The following is a 25,034-nucleotide window of genomic DNA, read 5'->3' as shown; positions in this document are numbered from 1 at the left end:
GCACCATGCCGGGCCCCGGACCCGTTCAGCTCACCGAAGCGGTCTCCCGCTCGGTGGCCTCGGCTGTGTCCCCGCGGTGCAGCAGGTCCCGCTCGATCTGCTCCAGCGTCCGCCCCCGCGTCTCCGGCAGCAGCTTCTTGACGAAGATGCCGGAGGCGAGGGTCGTGACGGCGAAGATCACGAAGTTGGCACCCGCTCCCCAGGCATGGAGGAGGGACGGGAAGACCAGCGCCACGGTCATGTTGAACAGCCAGTTGAACACCACGCACACCCCGACCGCCCCCGCGCGGATGCGGGTGGGGAACAGCTCGGGCAGCATCACCCACTGCACCGGACCCCAGGAGGTGGCGAACGCGGCCACATAGAGGGCGACACCGAAGAGCGTGAGCGGGGCGAGCAGCGAGCCGTGGCCCAGCGGCGTGAGGTTCACCGCGGCCAAGACGACCATGCCCGCGCACATGCCTACCGAGCCCCACAGCAGCAGGGGTCGACGCCCGCGGCGGTCGATCAGGCGCATCGCCGGGAGGGTCATCAGCATGTTGACCACGCCGATGCCGACGTTGGCGAGGATCGCGCCGTCGTCGCCGAACCCGATGCTGGTGAGCAGCGTCGGAGCGTAGTAGATGATCGTGTTGATGCCGCCGAAGTTCTGGAAGAACACCAGCAGCAGACCGACGACCAGCATGGGACGCAGCCGGGGGGAGAGCAGGTCGCGCAGGGTCAGGCGGCGCGTCTCGGCGCGCTCCTCCGCCAGCGTCTTCTCGATGTCGAGCAGCTCACCGCGCGCGGCCTCGTCGTCGCCGCGCAGCCGGGTCAGCACCTCGCGGGCGTCGTCCCGGCGGCCCCGTCCCACCAGCCAGCGCGGACTCTCCGGCTGCGTGAGGATGCCGAGGGCGAGGACGGCCGCGGGCAGCACCCCGAGCCCGATCATCCAGCGCCACGCGTGCGCGGGAGCCAGGGCGTAGTCGGTGAGGTAGGCGAGGAAGATGCCCACGGTCACCAGGAGCTGCATGAGGGACGCGAGACCGCCGCGCACCTCCACGGGCGCCAGCTCGGTCAGATAGAGCGGGACGACGACCGAGGCGATGCCGACGCCGACCCCGATGAACACCCGCGCGGCGATGAGCAGCGACGCCTCGGAGGCGAGCGCCGCGCCGACCGTGCCCACGATGAAGACGAGCGCGGCGCCCAGGATGAGGCGGCGCCTGCCCCAGGCGTCGGAGAGCTTTCCGGCCAGCGCGGCGCCCGCCATCGCGCCCACCAGCAGGCCCGACACGACCAGGCCCTCCAGCAGCGGGCTCAGGGCGATGTCCTGGCGGATGAAGAGCATCGCGCCGGAGATCACCCCCGTGTCGTAGCCCCACAGGATGCCGCCGAGGGCGCCGAACACCCAGATCAGGGCGTTCCGCAGCCGTGGCCGCCGCTTCGGCGCCGCCTCGGGCTCGGGCAGGGCGCTCATGACGCCGCGTCCGCGGCGGTGGCCGACGGGGTCGCCGCGATGCGCGGGTCCTCCGGCTGCGGGGCGAGGTGGATCTTCTGCCCGGTGCCCGCGCGGAACAGGCTGACGGCCTCGTCGAAGTCCTCCAGCGGCAGCACGTCGCTGACCAGCGGGTCCAGGTCCAGGCCGCCCGCGAGGATCTCCACGGCGGGCTGGAAGCCGTTGTGCACCGCCATGGAACCGATGATGTCGATCTCGCGGTTGTAGACCATGAAGGGCGAGAAGGTGGCCCGCCGTGCCGGGTCGGCGACACCGAACTGCAGGAACGTGCCGCCCTTGCGGACCCGGCCGAGACCGTCCTCGATGGCCGCGATGACGCCGGTCGCGTCGATGACGACCTCGAACCCGTGCTCCCGGCCCAGCTCGTCGGCGCTGGTGGCAGTGGCGTCGGCGCCCATGTGCCGGGCCAACTCCAGGCGGCGGACATTGGGGTCGACCACGGACACGGACGCCGCGCCCGCGTTGCCCACCAGGGCGGCCATCATCAGGCCCATGGTCCCGGCGCCGTAGACGAGGTAGTGCTCACCGGGGCGACGGGGGAGTCGGCTCAGGCCGTGCACGGCGCAGGAGAGCGGCTCGACCAGCCCGGCCGCCGCCTCGGACAGTCCCTCGGGCAGGACGTGGCAGCGGGCCGCGGGGACGGCCACGTACTCGGCGAAACCGCCGTTGCGGGTCACGCCGACGGCCGTGTAGTGCTCGCAGAGGTTGCCGCGGCCGATCCGGCAGTAGTGGCAGGCGCCGCACGGGGTGTTGGGGTCGACGGCGACCCGCTGGCCGACGGCCGGGAACAGCACGTCCTTGCCGACCTCCACCACGACACCGGTCAGCTCGTGGCCGGGGATCAGCGGGTAGGGCACGGACGGCAGCTCGCCGCCCAGGATGTGCATGTCCGTCCCGCAGAGGCCGCACGAGCTGACGCGGACGACCACCTCCGAGGAGCCGGGACTCGGATCGGGTATGACGGCCAGCTCGGCGCTTCCCGGCTGGGTGACCACGACAGCGCGCATGGCGCCTCCTCACAACGGTGTGCGGACGGATGTCCGAAGACGCCGCGAAACCTAATCGCCGCGTAAGCGTTTGCGCAAACGCTTACGTGTGACTTTTGATAGGACGCTGACGTCTCATGGACGGACGAGCCGGACGGACGCGCCGGACAGGCGACCGGACACGCGGCCAACGCGGCGTGGGGCACACGGAGGAGAGAACGATGCGGACGATGGCGGACGTGGCGAGACACGCGGGTGTCTCCGTGGCCACGGTCTCCCATGTGCTGAACGCCACCCGTCCGGTCCGGCCGGAGACCCGTGACGCGGTGCTGCGCGCCATCGACGAGCTGGGCTACATCCACAACACCCTGGCGCGCTCCCTGGTCACGTCCCGCACCCGCTCCGTCGGCCTGGCCGTCTCGGCGATCAGCAACCCGTACTTCACCGAGATCCTCCAGGGGGTCGAGGCCGAGGCACTCGCCTCCGGCTACGGCCTGCTCATCGCCGACCCGCACGACGACCCCGCCCACGAGCTGAGCGTGGTCCGCATGCTCCACGAACGCCGGGTGGACGGTGTGATCATCGCGCCCTCGGCCGAACCCTCGGCCCTGCTCGCGTACCTGGACCGGGCCGACATCCCGGCCGTCTTCCTCGACCGGCTCGTCGACGAGGCCGAGGAACCGGCGTACGACCAGGTCTGCGCCGAGGGCACCGCGCCCGTGCGGGAGCTGGTCGGACACCTCGCCGCGCTCGGACACCGCCGGATCGCGATGGTCGCGGGGCTCGCCGGGCTGAGCACCACGACCGAGCGCATCGAGGGGTACCGGCAGGGGCTCGACGCGGCCGGTGTCCCGTTCGACCCCGACCTCCTCGCACACGGCAACTCCGCCTCCGAGGGCGCCCGCGACGCGACCCGGCGCCTGCTGGCCGCACCCGAACGCCCCACCGCCGTGATCGCGGCGAACAACGCGATGACCATCGGCGCGCTCCAGGCGCTCCGCGAGGCGCGCCTGCGCATCCCGGAGGACGTCGCGCTCGCCAGCTTCGACGACTTCGAGTGGGCCGACCTCTTCTCGCCCAGCCTCACCGCCGTCCGCCAGCCGAGCCGTGACCTCGGCAAGCTGGCGCTGCGCCTCCTCCTGGACCGGCTGGACGCGCCGGACCGCCCCACGCGGACCGTCCGGCTGCCCTGCACCCTCGTCCACCGCACGTCCTGCGGCTGCCCGCCGGGCGCCGTCGCCCTTCCCGGCTGACGTACGCAACCCCACTTCGCCCCGCCGCACCACGGCGCACCGAAAGGAAACAGCACAGTGATCGTCGTCGCCGGCGAGGCACTCATCGACCTCGTGCCCGCCCCCGTCACCTTCGACCCGGCGCCCGCCCTGCCGCCGCTCCTCCCGCAGCGCGGCGGCGGCCCGTACAACGTCGCCGTCGCGCTGGGACGCCTCGGTTCCCCGACGTCCTTCTGCTCGCGCGTGTCCACGGACGCCTTCGGTACCGCCCTGCTGGCGGGGCTGCGGGACGCGGGCGCCGACACGGAACTGGTGCAGCGGGGCCCCGAGCCCACCACGCTGGCCGTCGCCGACGTGGGCAGCGACGGGTCGGCCGGTTACGGCTTCTACACCGAGGGCACGGCCGACCGGCTGTTCGCCCTCCCGCCCGCGCTGCCGGACGGCGTCACCGCCCTCTCCGTCGGCACCTGTTCGCTGGTGCTGGAGCCGGGCGCGAGCGCGTACGAGGCGCTGCTGCGGCGGGAGTCGGCGCGCGGGGTCTTCACCGCCCTCGACCCCAACATCCGGGCCGGACTGATCGCGGACGCCGACGCCTACCGCAAGCGGTTCCTGTCCTGGCTGCCGTACGTCGCCCTGCTGAAACTGTCGGTGGAGGACGCCCGGTGGCTCGCGGACACCGACTCCGACGAGGATCTCGACGGCCACCTCGCCGCCTGGCTGGAGCAGGGTCCGGCGGCGATCGTCCTGACCCGGGGCGGCGACGGGCTGAGCGTGTGGAGCCGGGGCGCCGGACGGGTGAGCGTGCCGGGTACGGCGGTCACGGTGGTCGACACGATCGGGGCGGGCGACACGGTCAACGCGGCCCTGCTGCACCGGCTGCGGGAGATCGACGCGCTGAGCCACGCGGCCGTCGCGGGTCTCGACGCCGAGGTCTGGCGTGACGTGCTCGGGTTCGCGGCCCGTGCGGCGGCCTTCACCTGTTCCCGGTCCGGCGCCGAGCCGCCGTACGCGTGGGAGCTGTCGGCCTGACGGGAGCGGATGGCGCGGGGCCTCGAACGAGGGTGTGCCGCAGCACAGTTGCCGATTTCATGTCCGGCCGCGGGTCTGTTTATGATCTTGGTTGTGACTGTGCAGAGCCCCGGCAAGACGCCGTCCCGTAAGCAGCGACTCCAGGAGAAGCAGCGTCGTCAGCTGGCCGTCGTCGACACCGTCGACAAGGCCGAGGTGAAGGTGCGCAAGGCGGAGGCCGAGCTGGCCGTGGCCGTGGTGGAGGCGGTGGAGGTGTTCGGCGACGAGGACGCCGCCTCCCAGGGGCTCGACATGCCCGTGGAGACCATCCGCCGGTTCATCGATCTCGCGGCGACCGCGCAGGCCGCGGCCGACGAGGACGGCGCTTAACTCCTTCGGTCGCGGGACTCCTCCGGCCAGCAGGACTCTTCCGGTTGCGGGACTCCTGCGGCCGCAGGGCGAGGTGGACGCCGCGTGCGGTGCGGCGTCCACCTCGTCATCTCAATGGGGCGTGGCTCCTCAGGAGTTGCCCTTCCCGCGCCTGCGGTCCTGCTCCAGGTCGCTGCCGGCCACGGACCGGTCGTCCTCGGAGATGTTCTTGTCGTCCAGCAGCTGGCCCGCCTCGGAGCCGACACGCTTGCTCGTGTGGTGGCCTCGTTCGACGTCGGACAGGGCGCTGGCTGCGACCGAGCGCTCTTCCGGTGTGGCGTTCGGGTCGCTCATGATGCGCGCGGCCTCTGATGCGTCCATCTTGCCCGTCATGATCGCTCACCTTCCGTGTCGGGGAGCGTCCTGCCCGCACCCCTCGGTACGCAGCCCCACGGGCACGTGTCGGCGCTCGCGCGGCTACGGCCGTATCCATGCTACCGAGAATCATCGGATATGCCGAAAAATAGGGACAGACCGCGACCTTGCAGTTCATCGAGGTCAGAGGCGGCGGGCCAGGTGGTCGGCGGTCGGGGTGCCGCCCGCCGAGGCGATGTCCTGCGGGCGGCCCTCGGCGACGATCCGGCCACCGTCGTCGCCCGCGCCCGGACCGAGGTCGATGACCCAGTCCGCGGCGGCGACCGTGCGCAGGTCGTGCTCCACCACGACGACCGTGTTCCCGGCGTCGACGAGGCGCTGGAGCTGGCCGATCAGCAGGTCCACGTCCGCCGGGTGCAGTCCCGTGGTCGGCTCGTCCAGCAGGTAGAGGCTGTGACCGCGCGGCGCCCGATGGAGTTCGCTGACCAACTTGATGCGCTGGGCCTCGCCGCCGGAGAGCGTCGTGGCGCTCTGACCCAGCGTCAGATAGCCGAGGCCGATGTCGGAGAGCAGCTTGAGGATACGGGCGGCGGGCCGTACGTCGGCGAGGAACTCGCGCGCCTCCTCCACGCTCATCGCCAGCACGTCCGCGATGGTCTTCTCGCGGTAACGCACCATCAGCGTGCCGGGGTTGTAGCGGGCGCCCGCGCAGACCGGGCAGGGGGAGGTCTCCGTGGGCAGGAAGAGGAGTTCGATGCTGACGACTCCGTCGCCCAGGCAGTGCGGGCAGCGTCCCTGGGTCACGTTGAACGAGAACCGGCTTGCGGTGTAACCGAGTTCGCGCGCGGTCGGCTGGGCCGCGAACAGTTTGCGGACGCTGTCGAACAGGCCGGTGTAGGTGGCGAGGTTCGAGCGCGGGGTGCGCCCGATGGGCTTCTGGTCCACGACGACCAGCCGGTCGATGTGCTCAAGTCCCGTGCTGGACCGTACCGTTACCCGGTCCTCCGCCAGGTCCCAGACCGGTACCCCGGCCTCCTCCTCGTCCGCGGTCTCCACCGAGGCGGGGTCGCGGGCGATGTCCTCCGCGGTCTCGTCGGCGTGCAGATGGTCGCGGACCGTCTCCGCGAGGGCGCGCCGGACCAGGGTCGACTTGCCGGACCCGGAGACGCCGGTGACGGCGGTGAGCGTGCCGAGCGGGAAACTCGCGTCCAGGTCATGGAGGTTGTGTCCGGTGACACCGTCCAGGCGCAGCCATCCCTCGGGCCCGCGCGGCTCCTTCGGACCGGGGACGGCGGGCGCGTCCAGCGGGAGGTACCGGGCGGTCACCGATTCCGGTGCCGCGTGCAGCCCGTCGGCGGGCCCGTTGTAGAGAACCTGCCCGCCGTGCCGTCCGGCGCCCGGTCCCATGTCGACGATCCAGTCGGCCGAACCGAGCACCTGCGCGTTGTGCTCCACCACGAACACGCTGTTCCCGGCGCCCCGGAGCCGTCGCAGGGCGCTGAGCAGCAGCTCCGTGTCGGCGGCGTGCAGCCCGGCCGAGGGCTCGTCCAGCACGTACAGCACCCCGAACAGACCGCTGCGGAGCTGGGTGGCCATGTGCAGCCGTTGCAGCTCGCCGCTGGAGAGGGTGGAGGTGGCGCGGCCGGTGGCGAGGTAGCCGAGGCCCAGGTCGGTCAGTGTGCCCAGCTGGTCCTGGAGGCCGCCGATCAGCGCGTGCGCCGCCTGCCTGCGCTCGGCCGGCAGCGCCAGGGTGTCGGGGTGGTCGCGCGCCGTCTCCAGGAAGGCCGAGAGCTGGTTCAGGGGCATCGAGGTGGCGACCGAGATGTCCTGCCCGGCGATGGTCACCGCCAGCGCCTCCGGATTGAGCCGCTTGCCGTGGCAGGTCGGACAGACCTCCTCGGCCATGAAAGAGGCGGCTTTCGCTCGCAGATGGGCCGCCTTCGAGGTGGCGAATGTGTGCATCACCCACTTGCGGGGGCTCATGTATGTGCCCTGGTAGGAGCGCGCGACCCGGTGCGCGTCACGGATCGGATGCACCGTCACCGTCGGCTGCTCGTCGGTGGTCAGCAGCCACTCCCGGCGGGCGGCGGGCAGCTCACGGAAGGGTACGTCGATGTCCACGCCCAGCTCGGCGAGGATGTCCCGGTAGTTCTTGCCCTGCCAGGCCCCCGGCCAGGCGGCGATCGCGCCCTCCCGGATGCTCAGCGAGTCGTCACCGACGAGCTTGCCCTCGTCGACGCTGTGCAGGCGGCCCAGGCCGGAGCAGGTCGGGCACGCGCCCACCGCGGTGTTCGGGGAGAAGCTGTCGGAGTCCAGCGGCGCGGCATCGCGCGGAAACGTTCCGGCGAGGTCCTCCGGGGTCCGGCCCGCCGGATACGTACCGGCGCGGGAGTACAGCATGCGCAGCACGTTGGAGACCCGGCTGACGGTGCCCACTGTGGAGCGGGTGCTGCCGCCGCTGTGCTGCTGGCGCAGCGCCACGGCGGGCGGCAGACCGGTGATCGAACCCACCCTGGGGGCCGCGCCCTGGTCGATCAGCCTTCTGGCGTACGGCGCGACGGACTCCAGGTACCGCTGCTGGGCCTCGGCGTAGATGGTGGCGAACGCGAGCGAGGACTTGCCGGACCCCGACACCCCGGTGAAGGCCACGACCTGGTCGCGGGGTACGTCCACATCGACATGCCGCAGATTGTGTTCGTCGGCACCACGGACCCGGATCAGTCCGTCCTGACCGGCGTCCGGTGTTGCGCTGGATGACGGCGGGGGCGTCTGTCGTGGGGGTGGGGCCATGGGTGAAACCTAGCCTGACCGGCCCATCCGTGCCGCGAGGGCCTGCTGATCGGGTGACAGCGGGGGGCCGGGCGCTTCAGCCCAGGTGGCTGTAATCGGGCAGGACCAGACCGGTGTGGGCCGCGCGGCCTTCGTCCCCGGTCAGCGCGACGGCGTCGCGCAGGGCCGCGTTGCGGGCGTCCAGCATCTCCTGGGTGGTGGGGGTCACGAACGTGCCGCCATTCGTGGCGAGGGCCTGGTTGGTCTCCACGAAGTCCCGTGTGATCCGCTCGTACGCGGTGAATGCCTCGGTGTGGTCGGCCCGTGCGGCCAGTTCACCGGCCAGGACATAGGCGCCGACCAGGGAGACGCTGGAGCCCTGGCCCGACAGGAACGAGGTGGCGTGGGCCGCGTCGCCCGCCAGCGCCACGCGCCCCGACGACCAGGCGGGCATGTGGATCTGGCTGACCACGTCGAAGAACAGGTCGTCCGCCTCCCGCATGGCCTCCACCAGCCGGGGGACGTGCCAGCTCCGCTCGGGGAACCGGGAGGCGACGAGCGCGCGCTGCGCCTCGGGATCGCGGAAGGCGTCGTACGGCGGCACCTCCTGGGTGAAGGTGAGGAAGCCGTGCATACGGTCGCTCGGCTCATGGGCGTACAGGACGGCGGCCCGGCCCGGCGCGTTCCAGATGACGCCCTCGCGCTCCAGGCCGAAGTCGTTGGCCAGGGTGAAGCCCGCGAAGGTGTGGCCCAGGTAGCGGTGGAACTTCTCCTCGGGGCCGAAGACCAGGCCACGGGTGTGGGAGTGCAGTCCGTCCGCGCCTATGACCAGGTCGAAGGAGCGGCGGATGCCGCTGACGAAGACGACGTCCACCCGGTCCTCGCGGTCGTCCAGGGTGGCGATGGAGTCGTTGAACAGGAACTCGACCCGGTCGCGGATCGGGGTCTGGAGGGCGTCGGCCAGATCACCCCGGCGCACCTCCAAGTCCTGGCCCTCGGTGCCGCCGGTGACGGACTCGGGGCGGATCGCGGCGATCAGGGCGCCCTCGGTGTCCACGAAAGAGAGCCGCTGCGAGTCCACGTGCGCCTCGCGCAGGCGCGGCAGCAGGCCCATGCGGTCGACGACCTCGCGGGCCGTGCCCCGGATGTCGATGGCGTAGCCGCCGCCCCGGACGGCGGGGGCCTTCTCGACCACGGTGACCTCGAAGCCGTAGCGGTCGAGCCAGTAGGCGAGGGCGGGACCGGCGATGCTGGCGCCGGAGACGAGGACGGTGCGGGGCGCGGAGTGGTTCACAGCGGGGTTCCTTCCAGGCAAAGATGCGTACCTTAGGTATCCTTTTGGAGGGCATGGGAGACTCCCGAAGTCCTCCCCGCCTGGAGCATATAGATACCTAACTCAGGTATTCAAATGGAGTCGATGTGAACGCAGAGCCGCCCGACGCCCCGTCGGCCGACGTCCTCGCCGTGGTGCCGCGCCTGGCGCAGCTGGGCAACGCCGTCAACCGCGGCCGACTCACCGAGCGCGCCGCCGAGGCGGCCGGGCTGGCGCTGGACCGTCCGGCGGTCGGGGTGCTGATGACCCTGCACATGGCGGACCGGCCGCTGCGGATCGGTGAGATCGCGGAGCGGATGCAGGTCGTGGGTCCGCATGTGACGCGGCAGGTGCAGGGGTTGGAGCGGCGCGGCCTGGTGCACCGGGTGGCCGACCCCCACGACCGCCGCGCCAGCCTCATCGAGCCGACCCCCGAGGGCGCCCAGGCGGCGAACCGCTACGCGACCTCGCTCGTCGGATGGTTCTCGGAGGCCATCGCGGGATGGTCGGACGAGGAACGCGCGGACCTGGGACGGCTGTTGGGGCGGCTGGTGGACGATGTCACCGCGCATCTGGGGCGGTTGGAGGAGAGCTGAGGGAGCCTCGGGTGCGGTGTGCCGGGTCCCGGACCGCACACCGCACCGGGCGTGATCCCTATCGCCGCAGCGCCTCCGCACCCGCGTACCGGGCGCTGTCGCCCAACTCATCCTCGATGCGGATGAGTTGGTTGTACTTGGCGGTGCGGTCCGAGCGGGAGAGGGAGCCGGTCTTGATCTGGCCGCAGCCTGTGGCGACCGCCAGGTCCGCGATCGTGGTGTCCTCGGTCTCCCCGGAGCGGTGGGACATGACGACGGTGTAGCCCGCCCGGTGGGCGGCGTCGACCGTGGCCAGGGCCTCCGTCAGCGTGCCGATCTGATTGACCTTCACCAGAACCGAGTTGGCGACACCGGACGCGATGCCCTCGCGCAGCAGGGTCTCGTTCGTGCAGAAGACGTCATCGCCGGTGAGCTGGCAGCGCCCGCCGACCCGTGCGGTCAGGTCCCGCCAGCCTGTCAGGTCGTCCTCGGCCATCGGGTCCTCGATGGACACGACGGGGTAGGAGTCGATCAACTTGACCAGGTAGTCGGCGTGTTCGGCGGGCGTACGTCGCACGCCCTCCCCGGTGTAGTCGTAGACGCCGTCGCGGAAGAACTCGGACGACGCCGGGTCCATGACCAGGCCGATGTCGGTCCCGGGCCGGTATCCCGCGCGCTCGACGGCCGCCACGACGAACTCGAGCGCCTCCTCGGCGGTGCGCAGGGCGGGCGCGAAGCCGCCCTCGTCGCCCACGCCCGTGGAGTGCCCGGCGGCGAGGAGGTCCCGGCGCAGCGTGTGGAAGATCTCGGACCCCATCCGCACGGCCTCGGCGAAGGTGTCCGCGCCGATCGGGGCGACCATGAACTCCTGGAAGTCCAGCGGATTGTCGGCGTGCGCGCCCCCGTTGACGATGTTCATCATCGGTACCGGCAGCAGCCGGGCGTCGGAGCCGCCGAGGTAGCGGTAGAGCGGCAGGCGGTGGGCGGCGGCCGCGGCCCTGGCGGTGGCCAGGGAGACGCCGAGGATCGCGTTCGCGCCGAGCCTGGACTTGGTGGGGGTGCCGTCCGTGGCGATGAGGGCGGCGTCGAGTCCGGCCTGATCCTCGGCCTCCCGGCCGACGGCGGCGGCCGCCAGCTCCGTATCGACGTGGCGTACCGCCTGGTCGACGCCCTTGCCGTGCCAGCGGGCCGGGTCGCCGTCACGGAGTTCGACGGCCTCGCGGGCTCCGGTGGAGGCGCCGGAGGGGACCGCTGCCCGGCCGAGCGAGCCGTCCGCCAGGGTCACGTCCACCTCGACGGTGGGGTTGCCCCGGCTGTCCAGGATGCGGCGGCCGGTTACGGAGGTGATGGCGGTCATGGGAGTCCTCCCGTTGTCGCATGTGTGCCGGGTCCGGCTGCGGCGACGGTGGCGCAGGACCCGACGCGGGAAACTCTACAGCGAATCTGCGCAGTCATGCTGTGCAGTTGTGCTGCTGAGTTTGGCTGTTCAGTTCTGCTGCGCAGATCACCTGTGCAGTCGTGCTGGGATAAAATTCGGTATGCACCTTCCGGAATCCGCCGCCGTCGCCGCCGAACTGCGTACCGCGATGGGAAAGCTCACGCGGCGCGTGAAGCTCGAGGACCAGATGCCGCTCGGCCAGGTGGCCGTCCTCGGCTCACTGGACCGCAGCGGTGCGATGACGACCAGCGAACTGGCCGCCGATCAGCGGGTACGCCCGCAGTCCATGGCACGGGCCGTCGGACTCCTGATGGACCAGGGCCTCATCACCCGCCGAGCCCACCCCACCGACGGCCGCAAGAGCCTGGTCGAACTCTCCCCCTCGGGGCGTTCGCTGCTGGAGGAGGAGCGGGAACGCCGAGCGGACTGGCTCGCGCGGGCCATCGAGGCGGAACTGACGGGGGAGGAGCGGGAGTTGCTGGCGCGGGCCATCGGGTTGGTGGAGCGGGTGGCGGCGCACTAGGGCCTGTTGCGAAAGTCCCGCCTGCCCCGCGACGCCCGGCACGCACGCTCGCCGCGTTGTCGGATCGCCCTCGTACGCCCAGTACGAGGGCGACCCTCCGCCTTGCGATCGCACGCACCGGACGCCGCGGAGCCCGCCCTCCGGGCGGACGACGGGACTTTCGCAACAGGCCCTAGAGCCTGTCCGGCGGATCTTGCCGGTGTCGCAGACCCAGGTGCGCACCGTGTCTTCTCCGATCAGACCAGAGTGGATACGCAGAACGGGTGGCCTGCGGGGTCCAGCAGGACCCGCCACCGGTCGGGGTCCGGCTGGAACTCGGGCTTGACGGCTCCCAGGGCCAGCAGCCGGGCCTGCGCGGCGTCCAAGTCATCGACGCCCACTTCGATGTGGGCCTGCTTCTCCTGGGACGCGGTCGGCCAGGTGGGACGGCGGTAGTCGGCCAGCCGGTTGAACCCGAGTCCGGCCGCGCCCTCCTGGCCGAGGAGGACGAAGTCGTCGGTGGAGAAGACGACGGGCAGACCGAGGGCCTCGCCGTAGAAGCGGGCCAGTTCGGCGGGGTCTGGACAGTCGAAGGTGACGGCCGAGTAGCGGAACGTGGGGGCGGAGGTGCTTTCCGTGGTCATGACGGGGACCCTAGGCCCGGACCAGGACAGATCCGGTCCTGGTCATGTGGAACACTCGGGAACGTGATCAGCGCGTCCGCCCGCCTGCTGCGACTGGTCTCCCTGCTTGCCGCCAAGCCGTCGTGGACCTGCCGCGAGCTGGCCGGGCGGATGGCGGTCACCGACCGCACGGTGCGGCGGGACATCGCCAAGCTCCGGGAACTCGGCTACGCCATCGAGTCCGACCCGGGGCCATGGGGTGGCTACCGTCTGCGCGCCGGAGCCCGGACGCCGCCGCTGATCCTCGATGACGAAGAAGCACTCGCCGTCGCGGTCGGACTGCGCGAGGCCGCGCTCAGCGGTGCGCTCGGCGGCGACCAGGCCGCGCTGTCGGCTCTGCTGAAACTGCGGCAGGTGCTGCCCCGGCGCATCGCGGACCGGCTGACCGGGATGGACGACGCCTTCGTACACACCCCCAGATCCGACGAGCCGCAGATCACGCCCGGCATGCTGCTGGAACTGGCCGCCGCGTGTCGCCGAGGCGAGCGTGCCCAACTGTCGTACCGCGACTGGCAAGGAAGAGCCACGGTCCGGGACATCGACCCGTACCGCCTCGTTCACACCGGACGCCGCTGGTACGTGGTCGCGCGGGACGTGACGCGGGACCAATGGCGCACCTTCCGGGCCGACCGGGTCGACCGACTGCGGCCGACCGGGCACGCGGTGGAACTCATCGACCCACCCGACCCGGCGCTGCTCGTCTCCCGCTCCGTCGCCACCGGCCCCTACGCGCTCTCTGCCACGATCCGTCTCCCAATGTCGATGAACCAAGCCCTGCGGCTGATCCCCGCGACGGTCGGCACCCACCGTGCCGAAGGCCCCGACAGCACGATCGTCGACGTCGGCGGTCCCGACGCGGACGGCCTCGCCAGGTACCTCCTCAGCCTGGGCACACCCCTGCGAGTCCTCTCACCGGACACTGTCCGGCAGGCGCTGCTACGCCGTACCCAGGAACTCTTCGAGGACAACGCGAACGGCGAGTCTCGGTAGAGCAAGGTTGCGTACGTCCGTGCGTGTGAAGCGGCGACCGACCGGGGGTGAGCGTCGTTACTCCTGGCAGACGGAAGGAGACCCCCATGCCCACCCCCGACCCCACCCCCGAACTCGACGCCCGCTACAGCTCCGCCCTCCACCCCCGCCCCGGCGCCGAGAACGCCACCCCCACCCCCTGGCCCGAGGCCGAGCGCCACCTGGCGGACGCCGAGATCTTCTGGGTGTCCACCGTGCGCCCCGACGGCAGGCTGCACGTCACCCCCGTGCTGGCCGCCTGGCGTGACGGGGTGCTGTACTTCTCCACCGGGCCGGAGGAGCAGAAGGCGAAGAACCTCGCGCGGGACGCGCACTGCGCGCTGACCACCGGGCGGAACTCCCTCACTGAGGGGCTCGACCTGATCGTGGAGGGACGGGCGGAACAGGTCACCGACCCGGCGAAGGTGGAAGAGGTGATCGCGGCCTACGAGGCGAAGTACGGGGCGCACATCACCTCGCCCGAGGGCACCTTCTTCGGGATCGGGGACGCGTTCCGGACCGGGCGGGCCGTGGTGTTCGCGGTGGAGCCCGACACGGCGTACGGATTCGGACGGGAGGGCGGGCTCTTCACCCACACCCGGTGGGCGTTCTGACCGTCACACCGTGCTACGCGAGCAACTGGCCCGACGCGGGCAGCACATGGTCGCCGACCCGGTCCGTGCTCAGGCACAAGGAGCAGACCACCGCGTCGTGCGTGGCGCACGCCGTCACGTCGGGCCGCTCGTACGGCTGGTGGCAGACATGGCAGTCGTACGTCGTGCCGCTCGGGTTGCCGTCCGCGTCCAGGAGAGGTTCCGCGATGCCGTCGTCCGCGCGCCGCAGGTAGTACGCGCCCTTGGTGGCCACGGCCATCAGCGGCGTGAGGGCGAAGGCGATCACCGCGGCGGCGACGGGGGAGTACGGCTGGAGGGTGTCGCCGAAGGCGTGGAAGTACATGGCGATGGACAGCCCGGAGGCGGCGACGAAGGACACCACGCCCACGGGGTTGACCGGGTGGAGCATGCCGCGGCGGAACTCCGGTACCAGCGGGGACAGTTTGAGCAGGTACTTGTTGACGCCGATGTCGGTGGCGACGGTGACCACCCAGGCGATCGCGCAGTTGGAGTAGAAACCCAGGATGCCGTTGAGGAAGCTGAACATGTCGGCCTCCATCAGGGCGAGCGCGAAGCCCAGGTTGACCAGCACGAACACCATGCGGCCGGGATAGCGCCCGGTGACGCGGGTGAAGGAGTTGGTCCAGGCGAGCGAGCCGGAGTAGGCGTTCGTCACGTTGATCTTGATCTGGCTGATCACCACCAGGACCACGGCCAGCGGCACCACCAGCCAGGACGGCAGCATCGCGTCGAAGGCGCCCTTGAACTGCTGGATGGGCTCGGGCGCGACCGACGAGCCGACCGAGGCCAGGATGTAGACGGCGAGGAAGACGCCGATCGCCTGCTTCAGCGCGCCGAGCACCACCCAGCCGGGCCCGGCCATCACCACGGCCGTCCACCAACGGCGCTTGTTCGCCTCGGTCTTGGGCGGCATGAAGCGCAAGTAGTCGATCTGCTCGCCGATCTGCGCGATGAGGGAGAGGCAGACGCCCGCGCCGAGGAGCACGGAGGCGGTGTTCACGCCGCCGTCGCCGTCGGTGCCCGGGTAGGCGAGGAAGCGGTCGACCGTGCCCGGATCGGTGCCGACCAGGTACACCAGCGGCCCGACCATCAGCACCAGCCACACCGGTGTGGTCCACACCTGGAGCTTGCTCAGCGCCTTCATGCCGTAGATCACCAGCGGGATCACCATCAGCGTGGACACCAAGTAGCCCAGCCACAACGGGAGTCCGAGGCCGAGGCGTAGCCCCTGGGCCATGATCGAGCCCTCTAGCGCGAAGAAGATGAAGGTGAAGCTGGCGAAGATGACACTGGTCAGGACCGAGCCGTAGTAGCCGAAGCCCGAGCCGCGCGTGATCAGGTCGAGGTCGATGTTGTAGCGGGCGCCGTAGTAGGCGAGCGGGAAGCCGGTGACGAAGATGACGACGGCGGCCACGGCGATCGCCACCAGCGCGTTGCCGGTGCCGTGCGCCAGGCCGATGCCCGCGCCGATCGAGAAGTCGGCCATGTACGCGATGCCGCCGAGCGCCGTGGTGGCCACCACCATCGGGGTCCAGCGGCGGTAACTCCGGGGCGCGTAGCGGAGGGTGTAGTCCTCCAGCGTCTCCGTGGTCGCCTGGCTCGCGGCGGATGTCACCGGGCTGTCGGCCTGAGTTTCTGTCTCTGCCTCTGCTTCTGCCGTCGGTCGTGACTCCGTCGCGCTCATGTCACGTCTCCCTCGGTGCGGGTGCCGGGTCCGAGCCCTCGTACCAGGGTCGGCGGGACCGGCAGGCTACGGAGCCCTTGTTTCCCGAGGTCCCGCCTCCCGTGAACGGCCCGTTACACGGCGCGTGTCCCGCCCCGCGCTCACGTACGGAGGAACGAGCGGGGGCGTGCGATGCCGTGACGGGGGCACCGGAAACGCACCGCACCTTCACAGCGGCCGCTCGCTGGCCGGAGGCGCGGCGGGCATCCGTACAGAGCTGTCTGCCGGGGAGGAGCCCCCATCGTGGCCATCGTCGCGTTTCTGTTGCTGCCGGTCGTGACCATGCTGCTGTACGGCATGGACCGTACCGAGGACTGGCTGAGCCGGGCGCCCAAGCCGCCCCGCCACGCGCGGTCCCGCCATCTGCGGCTGATCCATGGCGGCAGGCGCGAGGCGGCCCCGGTCGGCCAGGAGGCACCCGAGGCCGGGACCGAGGCCGCGTAAACCCTCGTCAGCCGCGCGGGCTGCTGATCCGCTCCGGCTCGATGACGTAGATGACGCGCACCTGGTCCCGCCCGCCGAACCACGGATAGGGGCCGCCCAGGTACCGCTGCGCGAGCGCTTCGATGTGATCGACCGCGCCCTCGGTGGTCACCCGCACCACCCGGCCGCGGATCTGCACGTACGACGAGGGGTCGGCGGGGTCGGAGACCGCGACGGCCACCCGCGGGTCCCGCGCGATGTTCCGCGTCTTCTGATGGGCCTCCACGCTGTTGATCAGTACATGCTCGCCGTCGGTGTCGACCCACGTCTGGGTGAGCTGGGGCGAGCCGTCGGGCATCGTGGTGGCGATGTAGCAGGTGCTGGCGCGGCGCAACAGCGCCACCAACTCCTCGCCGAGAGGAACGGACACGGGGAGATCTCCGGTAGATCGGGGGGCGACGGGGTGAAGAAAGACAGGCATGACGGAACGCACCCAGGGTAATCGGATGGACGCAGCACCCATGTGACCGTGGATCAGAGGGAGACTCCAGATGCTGATGGCCCACCCCGCCGTCCTGCAGAACCTGATCGAGCAGTACGACGCCCTGCGCGTCCTGGCAGCGCAGGAGGGTGGCGCCGAGGTCAGGCGGCGTATGGACGACATCGCCTACACCCTCTGCGTGGCCACCGGCACCCGCGACATAGACGCGGCGCTCATCGCGGCCCGGCACCGGCTGCCCGGCGCGCGCCCCGAGGACGACTCCCTGGTGCCCGCCTGAACTGCCCCCGCACACAAGGCCGTCCACCGGTCAAGGGGGCGATTTGCGTCAGGTGTGGTGAATATGTGGGGAAATCTGTCGGGCGTTGCATGTGGACGGTGGATGCGAGACCGTTGTCATAGGTAAACGTTTCCGATCGACAGAGAGGTGGTGGAGCGCACGCTCGCGCTCCCCGACTGTGATTTCTTCCCCGGGTACACCCGATAGTCCGCAGGCCGCCGGTGTCGGCGTCGACACGGCGTGGAACAACGCCCCCTGTCCCGTGCTGGTGGTCGACACCGACGGGACCGTGGTCGAGACGAACGAGGCGGCACGCCGCCTGATACCGCTTGTGGCAGGGGACTCCATCGCGGCGGCGGCCATGCCGGCCTGGCTGGCCTCGGCCGACCGTGCGCTGCGCGCCGCGGGGGCCCCGATGGATCGTGCGTCGGGCGAGATCGCCGGACGCACCTTCGAGGCGTACCCCACCGCCTGCGGCGACGACACCGTGGTGTGGTGGCTGCTGGAGGACACCGACCGCCGCCTCGCCGAGCAGGCGCTGCGCGGTGAACGCGAGCGGGCCGCCCTGCTCGCCGAGGTCTCCAGCGCCCTGCTGTCCTCGCTGAACGTCGAGCGGTGCATGACGGTCACCGCGCGGATGGCTGCGGGCCATCTCGCGGACGCGGCGATCATCGTCGCCCCCGCCCAGGGCCGCCGTCACCCGCTGACCTACGCCCGGCCGGGCGGCGAGGTCACCCAGACCATGCTGCAGATCGACCCGCGCTCGGTCGCCGGGCTCGCGGAGGCCCTCCAGGGCTTCCCGCCGGTCCCCGCCCGCTGGATCGACCCCGCCGAGCTGCCCGACTGGGCCGTGCCCGAGGACTTCGACGGCCCGATCGGATCGGTCATAGTCACCCCGCTGCCGGGCCACGGCGTGCCCGCCGGTGTACTGATCCTGCTGCGCTCCAGCACCCACCAGGCGTTCACGGAGGGCGAGGAGGTCTTCGCGCGCCTGTTCGCGGCACGGGCCGGGGTGGCGCTCTCGGCCGCACGCCTCTACGCCGAACAACGTTCCATCACCACCACCCTCATGCGGGAACTCCTGCCGCCGCGCCTGGAGCGCGTCCACGGCGTCGAATACGCGGGTGCCTACCGGGCGGCACGCGACCACGAGCGGGTGGGCGGCGACTTCTACGACGTCCATCCGGGCGCGGACGCGGGCAAGGAGACCTTCGTCGTCCTCGGTGACGTGGCGGGCAAGGGGCTGGAGGCCGCCGTGCTCACCGGCAAGATCCGCAGCGTCCTGCACGCGCTGCTGCCGCTGTCCGCCGACCACCAGCAGGTGCTGTCGCTGCTCAACGGCGCCCTGCTCAACGGCCACCACACCCGGTTCGCCACGCTGGTGCTGGCCTCCGTCACCCGCCGCTCCGGCCAGGTCCGGCTGCGGCTGACCAGCGCCGGACACCTGCCGCCGCTGATCATCAGGAGCGACGGCCGGGTGGAGGAGGCGCCCACGCAGGGGCAGCTGGTCGGCGCGATGCCCGAGGTCACCGCCCGCAGCGCCCATGTGTCGCTGGCACCGGGGGAGACCTGCCTGCTCTACACGGACGGGATCACCGAAGCCTCCGGCGGCCCGCTGGGCGACCAGTTCTTCGGCGAGGAGCGGCTGCGCGCGGCCCTCGGCCCGTGTGCCCGGATGCCCGCGGAAGCGGTGGTGGAACGGGTGCAGATGCTGGCGGCCCAGTGGCTGGACGGCGGTCGGCACGACGACATGGCCAGCCTCGCCATCACCAACCCGGCGGGCGGCCACGGCGCCCTGCACGCCGTCAACGGTCACCACGACGCGGTGATCGGCCACGGGGCGGGCCGTCGGTGAACGGTGTCGGCGCGGCGGTGGAGGACCGCGCGGAGCTGTCGGAGCGGCTGTGGGCCGCGGTGATCGCCAAGGACGAGTCGGCCGCCGTACGCGAGGTGTTCGCGGCGGCCGACGAGGGAGCGGGCCGGGAGAGCCTGCTGCTGGACGTGCTCGGCGGGGTCCAGCGCCGGGTCGGCATGGAATGGGCCGCCGACCGGATCAGCGTCGCCGAGGAGCACGCGGCCACCGCGATCATCGACCGGGTCATCGCCGCCCTCGCCCACCGCGTCCCGGCACCCGTCGGCTCGGCGTCCCGGCCCCGGATCACGGTCGCCTGCGTGGACGGCGAATGGCATGTGCTGCCCGCCCGGCTGCTCGCCGAGGTGCTCACCGGGCGCGGCTGGCAGGTGGACTTCCTGGGCGCGCACACCACCACCCCCCATCTGATCACGCACCTGCACGCGACCAACCCGGTGGCCACGCTGCTCTCGGCCTCGCTGCCCCTGCACCTGCCGAGCGCGCACACCGCGGTGACGGCCGTGCAGTCCATCGGCATCCCCGTGATGGTCGGCGGCGCGGCCTTCGGCGAGGACGGCCGCTACGCCCGTCTGATCGGCGCCGACGCCTGGGCCCCCGACGCCCGCGCGGCCGCCGGGCTGCTGGCGGACGGGCTCATCAGCCCCGAGCCCGTCACGCGCCAGCAGGTCGACGACCTGCCCCACCTGGCGGACCAGGAGTACACCCTGATCAAGGGGAACCGTTCCGCCCTCGTCCGGCAGTCCCTCGCGAGGCTGGACGAACGCTGGCCCGGCATGCGCGCGTACACCGAGGCGCAGCGCGAGCGCACCGCCGAGGACCTCGCGCACATCGTGGACTTCCTGGCCACCGCCCTCTACGTGGACGACACGGAGCTTTTCACCGGGTTCATCCTGTGGAGCGCGGAGATCCTCCAGGCCCGTCGTGTGCCCCCGCACAGTCTGCGGACGGGGCTGGACATCCTGGGGGAGGAGCTGCACGACTTCCCCCGCGCCCTCGGCTTCCTCGAGGCGGCCGGGGCGGCCCTGCCCGCGACGCCCACCACCCGAACCAGCACCGGCCCAGGAAAGACCGCATGACCTTCCACCAGCCCGTCGGCTTCTCCGTCACCGTCGAAGCCGTCGACCCGCGCACGATACGGCTGACGCTCCAGGGAGTCCTCGACTTCGAGACCGGGGACGAGTTCCTCGAGGTCGTGGGCGAGGCGCTGGACGCGCACGCCCTGGCCCATGGCCCGGTCCTGCGGGAGCTGCACATGAACTGCGCGGGCCTGCGCCTGCTCGACTCCAGCGGGCTGTCCGCCCTGCTCACCCTGCGGCGCCGGACCCATCCGGCGGGCATCACCCTGCATCTGCGGCACCGGCCGGTGCAGCTGATCCGGATGCTGGCGCTCACCGGGACCGCCGAATACCTCACCGCCGCCGCGGACGGCACCGCCGAGACCGTCGGGCCCGGCGGGGAACTCGCCGACGAGGCCGAGTCCACCTCGTCCTGAGCCCGAGCCTCAGTGCTCCGTGGCCGACCGCTCCGCGAGGTCACCGGCGGGCAGCTTCCACCACGCGGTGATCGTCTTGCCCCGTGAGGTGGGGGCCACGGCGGTGTGGTCGCTGAGCCTCTCCACCAGCCCGAGACCGAGGCCACCCCTGCCGTCCAGGGGCGGGTTCGGGCGCGGAGTGGGCAGCTCGGGGCTGTCGTCGGAGATCTCCAGGACGAGCTGCCCCTCCTCATGTCTGAGGACGAGCGACCAGGTGCCGTCGGGGGTGTGCCGGACGGCGTTGGTGACCAGCTCGCTCACGACGATCTGCACCGCCTCCGTGTCCGCGCCCGGACAGTGCGCGTCCAGGTACGCCGCCGCGAGCCGACGTGCGTCGGCCGGTGACGATGCCTGGGAGTGTGCGGTGAACATGAGCCCCTTTCGTGCGGGCGTGCTTTCCCTGCACGTGCCCCCGCCCGGACGGTACACGCCGACAAGAGGGACAGAACCGCTCACGGCCGTGCCTGCCGCGGCAGCGAGGACAGGGTGGCACGGACCGACTCCAGATCGGGATGCGAGGGCAGCACACGCTCCGCTCCCGTGAGTTCCAGCAGGCGCCGCACGGTTCCGTCACCGCCGAAGACGCCGACGCTCCGGCGCCGCGCCGTACGCAGCAGATGGTTCAGCAGGGAGGAGTCGCAGAAGCCGACCTCCCGCAGGTCGAACACGAGCGGCCCCGTCCAGCGGACCAGGGCGTCCTCGGTGGCGTCCTCCACCGTCTCGAGCTCCTCGGGGTCCAGGTGCCCGCGCAGTCCGATGACCCACAGCTCTCCGTCGGCCCGCGAGTACGCCACCGCCGGGGGGATCGCTTCCTCAAACATCTGACTGCGGTTCACCATGAGGCAATGGTGCCGTACGGGGTCCGTCGAATCCCAGCCCAGGGGCGAGCGGTGACCTTCCCCACCCCCGGAAGATCACCGTCAGGCACCGCGCACGTGCTCTATGCAACCCGCGTAGACGCGCGCATCATGGGAGCGCTCCATCGCTCCATCGCTCCGCCCCATCCCAGGTTTGTCATGTACCTGCAATAAGGGAGGACCGCACGATGGCTTGTGGATCGACCAGCCTCTGGGCCGGTGAGACCAGTTGGTTCTGCTGCGGCAACTCATGGGGGCCCTGCGGCAGCGCCGGTGGCGGCGCCTGCGGCAACTGCCAGTCCAGCGCGCATCACGGCGCCTGGCCGAACGCCTCGGCGAACTGTTTCAACATCACCCGCCCCGACCTCTGCGGCGAGAACATCCCCCGGCGCGGCTGCGGTTCGGTGATGAACGTCCGCCACCAGTGCTCCGGCGCCACGGTGTGCATCACCATCACCGACTGCGGCCCCCGGACCAAGGACTGGTGCGGCGAGGCCACCTGCTGCAACGGTGCCTGCCGCACCAACCGCGTGCTCGACCTGACCCCGGCCGCCTTCTCGGCGATCGGCAACCTCAGCTCCGGCAAGCTCCCCGTCTACATCTACGAGTGAGGAGGCCCGACATGAGCGCGAGGAACAACCCGGGTATGCCGTCCGAGGGGCTGCGCCGCCGCCGCTTCCTCACCACCGCCGCCCTCGGCGGCGCGACCATCGTCGGCGCCAGCGCGCTCGGCGGGCTGGACGCCGACGCGGCCTTCGCCGCCGAGCCGTCCCTCGACCCCGCCATCGCCAAGTCCTCCTTCGTGGAAGGGAGAATCGTCGGCATCACCGGCAGCGTGCTGGAGGTGGCGGGCTCCACCGGCGGCCACGCGCGCGTACGGATGACCAACGTCACCAGCGTGTGGAAGGTACGGCCCACCACCGCCGAGGTCATCGAGGTCGGCGACGGACTCTACGCGCGCGGAGTCCCCATGCCCGACGGCACGGTGGCCGCCGACGCGGTCTGGGTGAACATCGTCAACCTCGACACCCGGATCCGGGGCATCGCGAAGAACCGCGTCCACCTCGCGCACGGACAGCACGAGGTCGTCGGCAACATCCTCACCGATACCGGCGCCTCCTACGCCGGACGCGGACTGACCTCGGACCTGTCCCGGCTGCGCATCGGGCAGAGCGCCCAAGTGCTGGGCGCCTGGCGGCCGTCGGACGACTCCGTGGACGTCGTCCGTATCTCCGTCGGGCACTGAGACCGGACATCGGGAGAGGCGCACATGCTGTCACTGATCACGGGACTCGTCCCGCTCCTCCTCGCCGGGCTGCTCGGCTGGACCGGCGCGGTGAAGGCCCTCGGCGGGAACGTCGCCCGTACGGCGCCGAAGACCGCGCTGGCCCGCCTGCTGAGCAGCAGCGAGCGGGCCGTCCTGGTGCTCCGTGCCACGGGGTGGGCCGAACTGCTCCTGGCCGGGGCCCTGTTGGCGGTACCCGGCAGCGCGCTGCCAGGAGCGGCCACCGCGGTCCTCGGGGCGGGGTTCCTCGGCTATCTCGGCTACGGGCGCGCTCGCGCCCCGGAGTCGTCCTGCGGCTGCTCCGCGAGCGAGGACACACCGGTCACCTGGCGTGCCTTCGCCCGCGCCGCGCTCGTCCTGGCGGGCGGAGTCACGGCCGCGGTGGCGCGTCGCACCTGGTGGGACGTGCCGGGGGACCGGCCGGTGGCCTCGGCCGTGCTGCTGGCCGTGGGCGCCCTGGTGCTGTTCGCGCTCTCGGCGGACCTGGACCGGTGGTGGCTGCTGCCGCTGCGCCGCACCCGGCTGCGCGTGTTCGGTCACCCGCTGACCGGCGGGGGCGGCGCCCAGCGGGTGCCGGTGGCCGCCAGCGTCGAACTGCTGGAGAACTCCCTCGCCTGGCAGACCACTTCACCCGTGGTGCGGTCGGCGCTGCTGGATCACTGGGAGAGCGACGGCTGGCGCATCCTGCACTACTCCGGCGTCCACGGCGAGGGTGACGCGGCCCGCCCGGTGGCGGTCCTGTTCGCCCTGGACGCCACCGTCGGCCGTGACACGCCCGGCGACCCGGTGATCCGCGTCAGCTATGTCGACGCGGACACGGGGGCCCCGGTGACCGCCGGGGAACCGCACGCGGCCCCGGCCCGCCGCTCGCTGCGGCTGGTCGACTGACAGCACCGGCCCGGTGCGGCCGCCGGGTGGGTTCGGCGGTCACACCGGGCCGGTGCCTGATGAGCGGGGCCGTCAGCGGCCGTGCCAGTCCAGGCAGACCACCAGCGCGTCGTCGTCCGGGGCCGGGGTGCCGCGGTGGTCGGCCAGCTCGCGCAGCACCGCTCCGGGCACCTCCGAGGCCGGGAGCAGCCGGGTGGACTGGATGGCCCGCGTCAGTGCGGAATCCCCGTACGCCTCGCCCTTGGGCGACGCGACCGCGTACACGCCGTCGCTGACGAACACCAGCCGGTCGCCCGGCTCGACCTGGAACTGCTGGGTGACGTAGTCGGTCTCCTCGAACATGCCGAGCGGCAGCTGGGCGTCGAAGCCGATGCGCTGCACGGCCCCGTCACGCAGGCGCAGCATCTGCGGGCAGCCCGCGTCCACCACCCGGGTGCGCCCGGTGGCGAGGTCGAAGTCGAGCATCAGCACCGACAGATGGCGGTGCCCCTGGTACTGGGCGTACACCGCCTGGTCGGCCAGGGCCGCCTGGTCGGCGAGCGGGATGCCCGCCCGGCGGGCGTTGCGCAGGGCGTTCACCGCGAGGTTGGTGAGCAGCGCGGCCTCTATGCCCTCGCCCATGCCGTTGGAGACGTACAGGGTGAGCTGGTCCGCGGTGGACGACCAGTCGTAGTTGTCGCCGTGTATGGCGTACGCGGGCTCCAGCTGGGCGCCGAGGTCGAACTCGGGCAGCGAGCAGGAGCGGCCGGGCAGCAGCTGCCACTGCATCTCGGCGGCCAGGGTGAGCCGGTCCTGCCGCCGGGCCTGGAGGTACAGGTCGGTCTCGCGGTCGGCGACCAGCACCTCGTGCCCCAGCACCTGGGCGATCGCGGCCAGCTCGGGCAGCGCCGCGCGGGTCTCCTCGGTGTCGGGCAGCGTCACCGTGAGCACCCCCAGCCGGTCCCCGTGCACGGTCACGGGCAACTGGACCCGCACCCTGCCGTCGGCGACGCCCTCAAGGAAGGGTTCCTGCGCGCCGAAGGCACGGCCCGCCGCGCTGTTGCGCAGGGAGACCGGGGGCAGCGCGTGGGCCGGTGTGGTGACCGGCTGGAGCACGGTGAGGCTGTAATCGGCCAGGAGGAACTCCACGGCCTCGGCCGCGTACTGCCCGGCCAGCTCCCGGCGGACGGCGTCGGCCAGGGCGTAGGGGGGCGCCGTGCGCAGCGCCCGCTCGACAGCCATGAATCTGTTCACGATCGTAGGTATGCCAATCTCTCACCCGTGAGAACGCTACGCCCGCCCCGCG

27 protein-coding genes are annotated in these 25,034 nt (G+C 71.7%); 15 read left to right on the top strand and 12 right to left on the bottom strand.

Annotated features, from left to right (window positions below):
* Positions 1 to 25: 25 nt before the first annotated feature.
* Together ACI2LY_RS20760 and ACI2LY_RS20755 are read right to left on the bottom strand one after the other, a co-directional pair.
* Positions 26 to 1,459, bottom strand: coding sequence for a sugar porter family MFS transporter (locus ACI2LY_RS20760; protein WP_404708435.1), 1,434 nt, complete (start codon positions 1,457 to 1,459; stop codon positions 26 to 28).
* On the bottom strand, positions 1,456 to 2,505 hold the full coding sequence (locus tag ACI2LY_RS20755) for a zinc-dependent alcohol dehydrogenase family protein (protein WP_404708434.1): 1,050 nt from the start codon (positions 2,503 to 2,505) through the stop codon (positions 1,456 to 1,458). The genes ACI2LY_RS20760 and ACI2LY_RS20755 overlap by 4 nt, the downstream gene beginning before the upstream one ends.
* 200 nt (positions 2,506 to 2,705) lie before the next feature.
* Between ACI2LY_RS20755 and ACI2LY_RS20750 the strand changes: the two genes are divergently transcribed.
* The 3 genes from ACI2LY_RS20750 to ACI2LY_RS20740 all read left to right on the top strand — a co-directional run bounded on the left by ACI2LY_RS20750 (position 2,706) and on the right by ACI2LY_RS20740 (position 5,114).
* A complete protein-coding gene (locus ACI2LY_RS20750) occupies positions 2,706 to 3,737 on the top strand; it encodes a LacI family DNA-binding transcriptional regulator (protein ID WP_404708433.1) in 1,032 nt (343 codons plus the stop codon).
* A gap of 57 nt (positions 3,738 to 3,794) precedes the next feature.
* Positions 3,795 to 4,745: a carbohydrate kinase gene (locus tag ACI2LY_RS20745; RefSeq protein ID WP_404708432.1), complete on the top strand. Its 951-nt coding sequence runs from the start codon at positions 3,795 to 3,797 to the stop codon at positions 4,743 to 4,745.
* 93 nt (positions 4,746 to 4,838) lie between these two features.
* Positions 4,839 to 5,114 (top strand): hypothetical protein, encoded by a 276-nt coding sequence (locus ACI2LY_RS20740; RefSeq protein ID WP_404708431.1) that lies wholly within the window; start codon positions 4,839 to 4,841, stop codon positions 5,112 to 5,114.
* A gap of 129 nt (positions 5,115 to 5,243) precedes the next feature.
* On the opposite strand, the gene ACI2LY_RS20735 is transcribed toward ACI2LY_RS20740, so the two are convergent.
* From ACI2LY_RS20735 to ACI2LY_RS20725, 3 genes are all read right to left on the bottom strand, one after another.
* A complete protein-coding gene (locus tag ACI2LY_RS20735; RefSeq protein WP_404708430.1) occupies positions 5,244 to 5,486 on the bottom strand; it encodes a hypothetical protein in 243 nt (80 codons plus the stop codon).
* A 165-nt stretch (positions 5,487 to 5,651) separates the two neighbouring features.
* Entirely contained in the window at positions 5,652 to 8,258 is a 2,607-nt protein-coding gene (locus tag ACI2LY_RS20730) for an ABC transporter (RefSeq protein ID WP_404708429.1), read from the bottom strand.
* A 76-nt stretch (positions 8,259 to 8,334) separates the two neighbouring features.
* Positions 8,335 to 9,531 carry an FAD-dependent monooxygenase gene (locus ACI2LY_RS20725; protein WP_404708428.1) on the bottom strand — a complete coding sequence of 399 codons (1,197 nt, stop codon included), beginning with the start codon at positions 9,529 to 9,531 and terminating at the stop codon, positions 8,335 to 8,337.
* Positions 9,532 to 9,656: 125 nt separating this feature from the next.
* Here ACI2LY_RS20725 and ACI2LY_RS20720 point away from each other — a divergent pair, with 125 nt between their 5' ends.
* Positions 9,657 to 10,145 carry a MarR family winged helix-turn-helix transcriptional regulator gene (locus ACI2LY_RS20720; RefSeq protein WP_404708427.1) on the top strand — a complete coding sequence of 163 codons (489 nt, stop codon included), beginning with the start codon at positions 9,657 to 9,659 and terminating at the stop codon, positions 10,143 to 10,145.
* Positions 10,146 to 10,203: 58 nt separating this feature from the next.
* On the opposite strand, the gene eno is transcribed toward ACI2LY_RS20720, so the two are convergent.
* Entirely contained in the window at positions 10,204 to 11,481 is a 1,278-nt protein-coding gene (gene eno, locus ACI2LY_RS20715) for a phosphopyruvate hydratase (RefSeq protein ID WP_404708426.1), read from the bottom strand.
* Between the two features lie 181 nt (positions 11,482 to 11,662).
* Here eno and ACI2LY_RS20710 point away from each other — a divergent pair, with 181 nt between their 5' ends.
* The gene (locus ACI2LY_RS20710) at positions 11,663 to 12,085 is read left to right on the top strand and encodes a MarR family winged helix-turn-helix transcriptional regulator (RefSeq protein ID WP_404708425.1); all 423 of its coding nucleotides are present in this window, start codon (positions 11,663 to 11,665) and stop codon (positions 12,083 to 12,085) included.
* A gap of 236 nt (positions 12,086 to 12,321) precedes the next feature.
* On the opposite strand, the gene ACI2LY_RS20705 is transcribed toward ACI2LY_RS20710, so the two are convergent.
* Positions 12,322 to 12,708 (bottom strand): VOC family protein, encoded by a 387-nt coding sequence (locus ACI2LY_RS20705; protein WP_404708424.1) that lies wholly within the window; start codon positions 12,706 to 12,708, stop codon positions 12,322 to 12,324.
* A 63-nt stretch (positions 12,709 to 12,771) separates the two neighbouring features.
* On the opposite strand from ACI2LY_RS20705, the gene ACI2LY_RS20700 reads away from it, so the two are divergent.
* Both ACI2LY_RS20700 and ACI2LY_RS20695 read left to right on the top strand, forming a co-directional pair.
* Positions 12,772 to 13,737, top strand: a complete 966-nt coding sequence (locus ACI2LY_RS20700; RefSeq protein WP_404708423.1) for a helix-turn-helix transcriptional regulator — start codon at positions 12,772 to 12,774, stop codon at positions 13,735 to 13,737.
* Positions 13,738 to 13,823: 86 nt separating this feature from the next.
* Entirely contained in the window at positions 13,824 to 14,369 is a 546-nt protein-coding gene (locus ACI2LY_RS20695) for a pyridoxamine 5'-phosphate oxidase family protein (protein WP_404708422.1), read from the top strand.
* Between the two features lie 13 nt (positions 14,370 to 14,382).
* Here ACI2LY_RS20695 and ACI2LY_RS20690 read toward each other — a convergent pair whose 3' ends face one another.
* Entirely contained in the window at positions 14,383 to 16,074 is a 1,692-nt protein-coding gene (locus ACI2LY_RS20690) for a purine-cytosine permease family protein (RefSeq protein ID WP_404708421.1), read from the bottom strand.
* 282 nt (positions 16,075 to 16,356) lie between these two features.
* Between ACI2LY_RS20690 and ACI2LY_RS20685 the strand changes: the two genes are divergently transcribed.
* Positions 16,357 to 16,557 carry a hypothetical protein gene (locus ACI2LY_RS20685; RefSeq protein WP_404708420.1) on the top strand — a complete coding sequence of 67 codons (201 nt, stop codon included), beginning with the start codon at positions 16,357 to 16,359 and terminating at the stop codon, positions 16,555 to 16,557.
* Between the two features lie 7 nt (positions 16,558 to 16,564).
* On the opposite strand, the gene ACI2LY_RS20680 is transcribed toward ACI2LY_RS20685, so the two are convergent.
* Positions 16,565 to 16,966: a PPOX class F420-dependent oxidoreductase gene (locus ACI2LY_RS20680; RefSeq protein WP_404708419.1), complete on the bottom strand. Its 402-nt coding sequence runs from the start codon at positions 16,964 to 16,966 to the stop codon at positions 16,565 to 16,567.
* A 121-nt stretch (positions 16,967 to 17,087) separates the two neighbouring features.
* Here ACI2LY_RS20680 and ACI2LY_RS20675 point away from each other — a divergent pair, with 121 nt between their 5' ends.
* The 4 genes from ACI2LY_RS20675 (at position 17,088) to ACI2LY_RS20660 (ending at position 20,680) form a co-directional block, all read left to right on the top strand.
* Positions 17,088 to 17,315 carry a DUF5133 domain-containing protein gene (locus ACI2LY_RS20675; protein ID WP_404708418.1) on the top strand — a complete coding sequence of 76 codons (228 nt, stop codon included), beginning with the start codon at positions 17,088 to 17,090 and terminating at the stop codon, positions 17,313 to 17,315.
* Between the two features lie 178 nt (positions 17,316 to 17,493).
* A complete protein-coding gene (locus ACI2LY_RS20670; RefSeq protein WP_404708417.1) occupies positions 17,494 to 19,170 on the top strand; it encodes a SpoIIE family protein phosphatase in 1,677 nt (558 codons plus the stop codon).
* Positions 19,167 to 20,264: a B12-binding domain-containing protein gene (locus ACI2LY_RS20665; protein ID WP_404708416.1), complete on the top strand. Its 1,098-nt coding sequence runs from the start codon at positions 19,167 to 19,169 to the stop codon at positions 20,262 to 20,264. The genes ACI2LY_RS20670 and ACI2LY_RS20665 overlap by 4 nt, the downstream gene beginning before the upstream one ends.
* Complete coding sequence (locus tag ACI2LY_RS20660; RefSeq protein ID WP_404708415.1) at positions 20,261 to 20,680, top strand: STAS domain-containing protein; 420 nt, start codon at positions 20,261 to 20,263, stop codon at positions 20,678 to 20,680. The genes ACI2LY_RS20665 and ACI2LY_RS20660 overlap by 4 nt, the downstream gene beginning before the upstream one ends.
* Positions 20,681 to 20,689: 9 nt before the next feature.
* Here ACI2LY_RS20660 and ACI2LY_RS20655 read toward each other — a convergent pair whose 3' ends face one another.
* Complete coding sequence (locus ACI2LY_RS20655; RefSeq protein ID WP_388998476.1) at positions 20,690 to 21,091, bottom strand: ATP-binding protein; 402 nt, start codon at positions 21,089 to 21,091, stop codon at positions 20,690 to 20,692.
* Between the two features lie 80 nt (positions 21,092 to 21,171).
* The gene (locus tag ACI2LY_RS20650) at positions 21,172 to 21,558 is read right to left on the bottom strand and encodes an STAS domain-containing protein (RefSeq protein ID WP_404708414.1); all 387 of its coding nucleotides are present in this window, start codon (positions 21,556 to 21,558) and stop codon (positions 21,172 to 21,174) included.
* Between the two features lie 206 nt (positions 21,559 to 21,764).
* Here ACI2LY_RS20650 and ACI2LY_RS20645 point away from each other — a divergent pair, with 206 nt between their 5' ends.
* From ACI2LY_RS20645 to ACI2LY_RS20635, 3 genes are read left to right on the top strand one after another with little or no spacing between them, the layout of a single operon-like run.
* Positions 21,765 to 22,187, top strand: coding sequence for an RlpA-like double-psi beta-barrel domain-containing protein (locus tag ACI2LY_RS20645; protein WP_135786845.1), 423 nt, complete (start codon positions 21,765 to 21,767; stop codon positions 22,185 to 22,187).
* A gap of 11 nt (positions 22,188 to 22,198) precedes the next feature.
* Positions 22,199 to 22,822, top strand: coding sequence for a cell wall protein (locus tag ACI2LY_RS20640; RefSeq protein WP_404708413.1), 624 nt, complete (start codon positions 22,199 to 22,201; stop codon positions 22,820 to 22,822).
* 24 nt (positions 22,823 to 22,846) lie between these two features.
* Positions 22,847 to 23,749 carry a MauE/DoxX family redox-associated membrane protein gene (locus ACI2LY_RS20635; protein ID WP_404708412.1) on the top strand — a complete coding sequence of 301 codons (903 nt, stop codon included), beginning with the start codon at positions 22,847 to 22,849 and terminating at the stop codon, positions 23,747 to 23,749.
* 72 nt (positions 23,750 to 23,821) lie between these two features.
* Here the strand turns inward: ACI2LY_RS20635 and ACI2LY_RS20630 are convergent, their stop codons facing one another.
* Complete coding sequence (locus tag ACI2LY_RS20630) at positions 23,822 to 24,970, bottom strand: PP2C family protein-serine/threonine phosphatase (RefSeq protein WP_404708411.1); 1,149 nt, start codon at positions 24,968 to 24,970, stop codon at positions 23,822 to 23,824.
* Positions 24,971 to 25,034: the final 64 nt, after the last annotated feature.

Source organism: Streptomyces sp. NPDC002176, assembly GCF_044903645.1.
GTDB lineage: Bacteria > Actinomycetota > Actinomycetes > Streptomycetales > Streptomycetaceae > Streptomyces.
Note: the sequence above shows the minus strand (reverse complement) of the source record. Positions and strands in the feature narration are given on the sequence as shown.

What these genes read in the sequence shown, in the direction of transcription:
- ACI2LY_RS20710 (WP_404708425.1), top strand. Translation starts at nt 11,663, where the DNA reads ATGCACCTTCCGGAATCCGCCGCCGTCGCCGCCGAACTGCGTACCGCG.
- ACI2LY_RS20655 (WP_388998476.1), bottom strand. Translation starts at nt 21,091, where the DNA reads ATGTTCACCGCACACTCCCAGGCATCGTCACCGGCCGACGCACGTCGG.
- ACI2LY_RS20630 (WP_404708411.1), bottom strand. Translation starts at nt 24,970, where the DNA reads ATGGCTGTCGAGCGGGCGCTGCGCACGGCGCCCCCCTACGCCCTGGCC.
- ACI2LY_RS20660 (WP_404708415.1), top strand. Translation starts at nt 20,261, where the DNA reads ATGACCTTCCACCAGCCCGTCGGCTTCTCCGTCACCGTCGAAGCCGTC.
- ACI2LY_RS20640 (WP_404708413.1), top strand. Translation starts at nt 22,199, where the DNA reads ATGAGCGCGAGGAACAACCCGGGTATGCCGTCCGAGGGGCTGCGCCGC.
- ACI2LY_RS20690 (WP_404708421.1), bottom strand. Translation starts at nt 16,074, where the DNA reads ATGAGCGCGACGGAGTCACGACCGACGGCAGAAGCAGAGGCAGAGACA.
- ACI2LY_RS20730 (WP_404708429.1), bottom strand. Translation starts at nt 8,258, where the DNA reads ATGGCCCCACCCCCACGACAGACGCCCCCGCCGTCATCCAGCGCAACA.
- ACI2LY_RS20735 (WP_404708430.1), bottom strand. Translation starts at nt 5,486, where the DNA reads ATGACGGGCAAGATGGACGCATCAGAGGCCGCGCGCATCATGAGCGAC.
- ACI2LY_RS20750 (WP_404708433.1), top strand. Translation starts at nt 2,706, where the DNA reads ATGCGGACGATGGCGGACGTGGCGAGACACGCGGGTGTCTCCGTGGCC.
- ACI2LY_RS20705 (WP_404708424.1), bottom strand. Translation starts at nt 12,708, where the DNA reads ATGACCACGGAAAGCACCTCCGCCCCCACGTTCCGCTACTCGGCCGTC.
- ACI2LY_RS20635 (WP_404708412.1), top strand. Translation starts at nt 22,847, where the DNA reads ATGCTGTCACTGATCACGGGACTCGTCCCGCTCCTCCTCGCCGGGCTG.
- eno (WP_404708426.1), bottom strand. Translation starts at nt 11,481, where the DNA reads ATGACCGCCATCACCTCCGTAACCGGCCGCCGCATCCTGGACAGCCGG.
- ACI2LY_RS20755 (WP_404708434.1), bottom strand. Translation starts at nt 2,505, where the DNA reads ATGCGCGCTGTCGTGGTCACCCAGCCGGGAAGCGCCGAGCTGGCCGTC.
- ACI2LY_RS20645 (WP_135786845.1), top strand. Translation starts at nt 21,765, where the DNA reads ATGGCTTGTGGATCGACCAGCCTCTGGGCCGGTGAGACCAGTTGGTTC.
- ACI2LY_RS20695 (WP_404708422.1), top strand. Translation starts at nt 13,824, where the DNA reads ATGCCCACCCCCGACCCCACCCCCGAACTCGACGCCCGCTACAGCTCC.
- ACI2LY_RS20760 (WP_404708435.1), bottom strand. Translation starts at nt 1,459, where the DNA reads ATGAGCGCCCTGCCCGAGCCCGAGGCGGCGCCGAAGCGGCGGCCACGG.
- ACI2LY_RS20675 (WP_404708418.1), top strand. Translation starts at nt 17,088, where the DNA reads ATGCTGATGGCCCACCCCGCCGTCCTGCAGAACCTGATCGAGCAGTAC.
- ACI2LY_RS20650 (WP_404708414.1), bottom strand. Translation starts at nt 21,558, where the DNA reads ATGGTGAACCGCAGTCAGATGTTTGAGGAAGCGATCCCCCCGGCGGTG.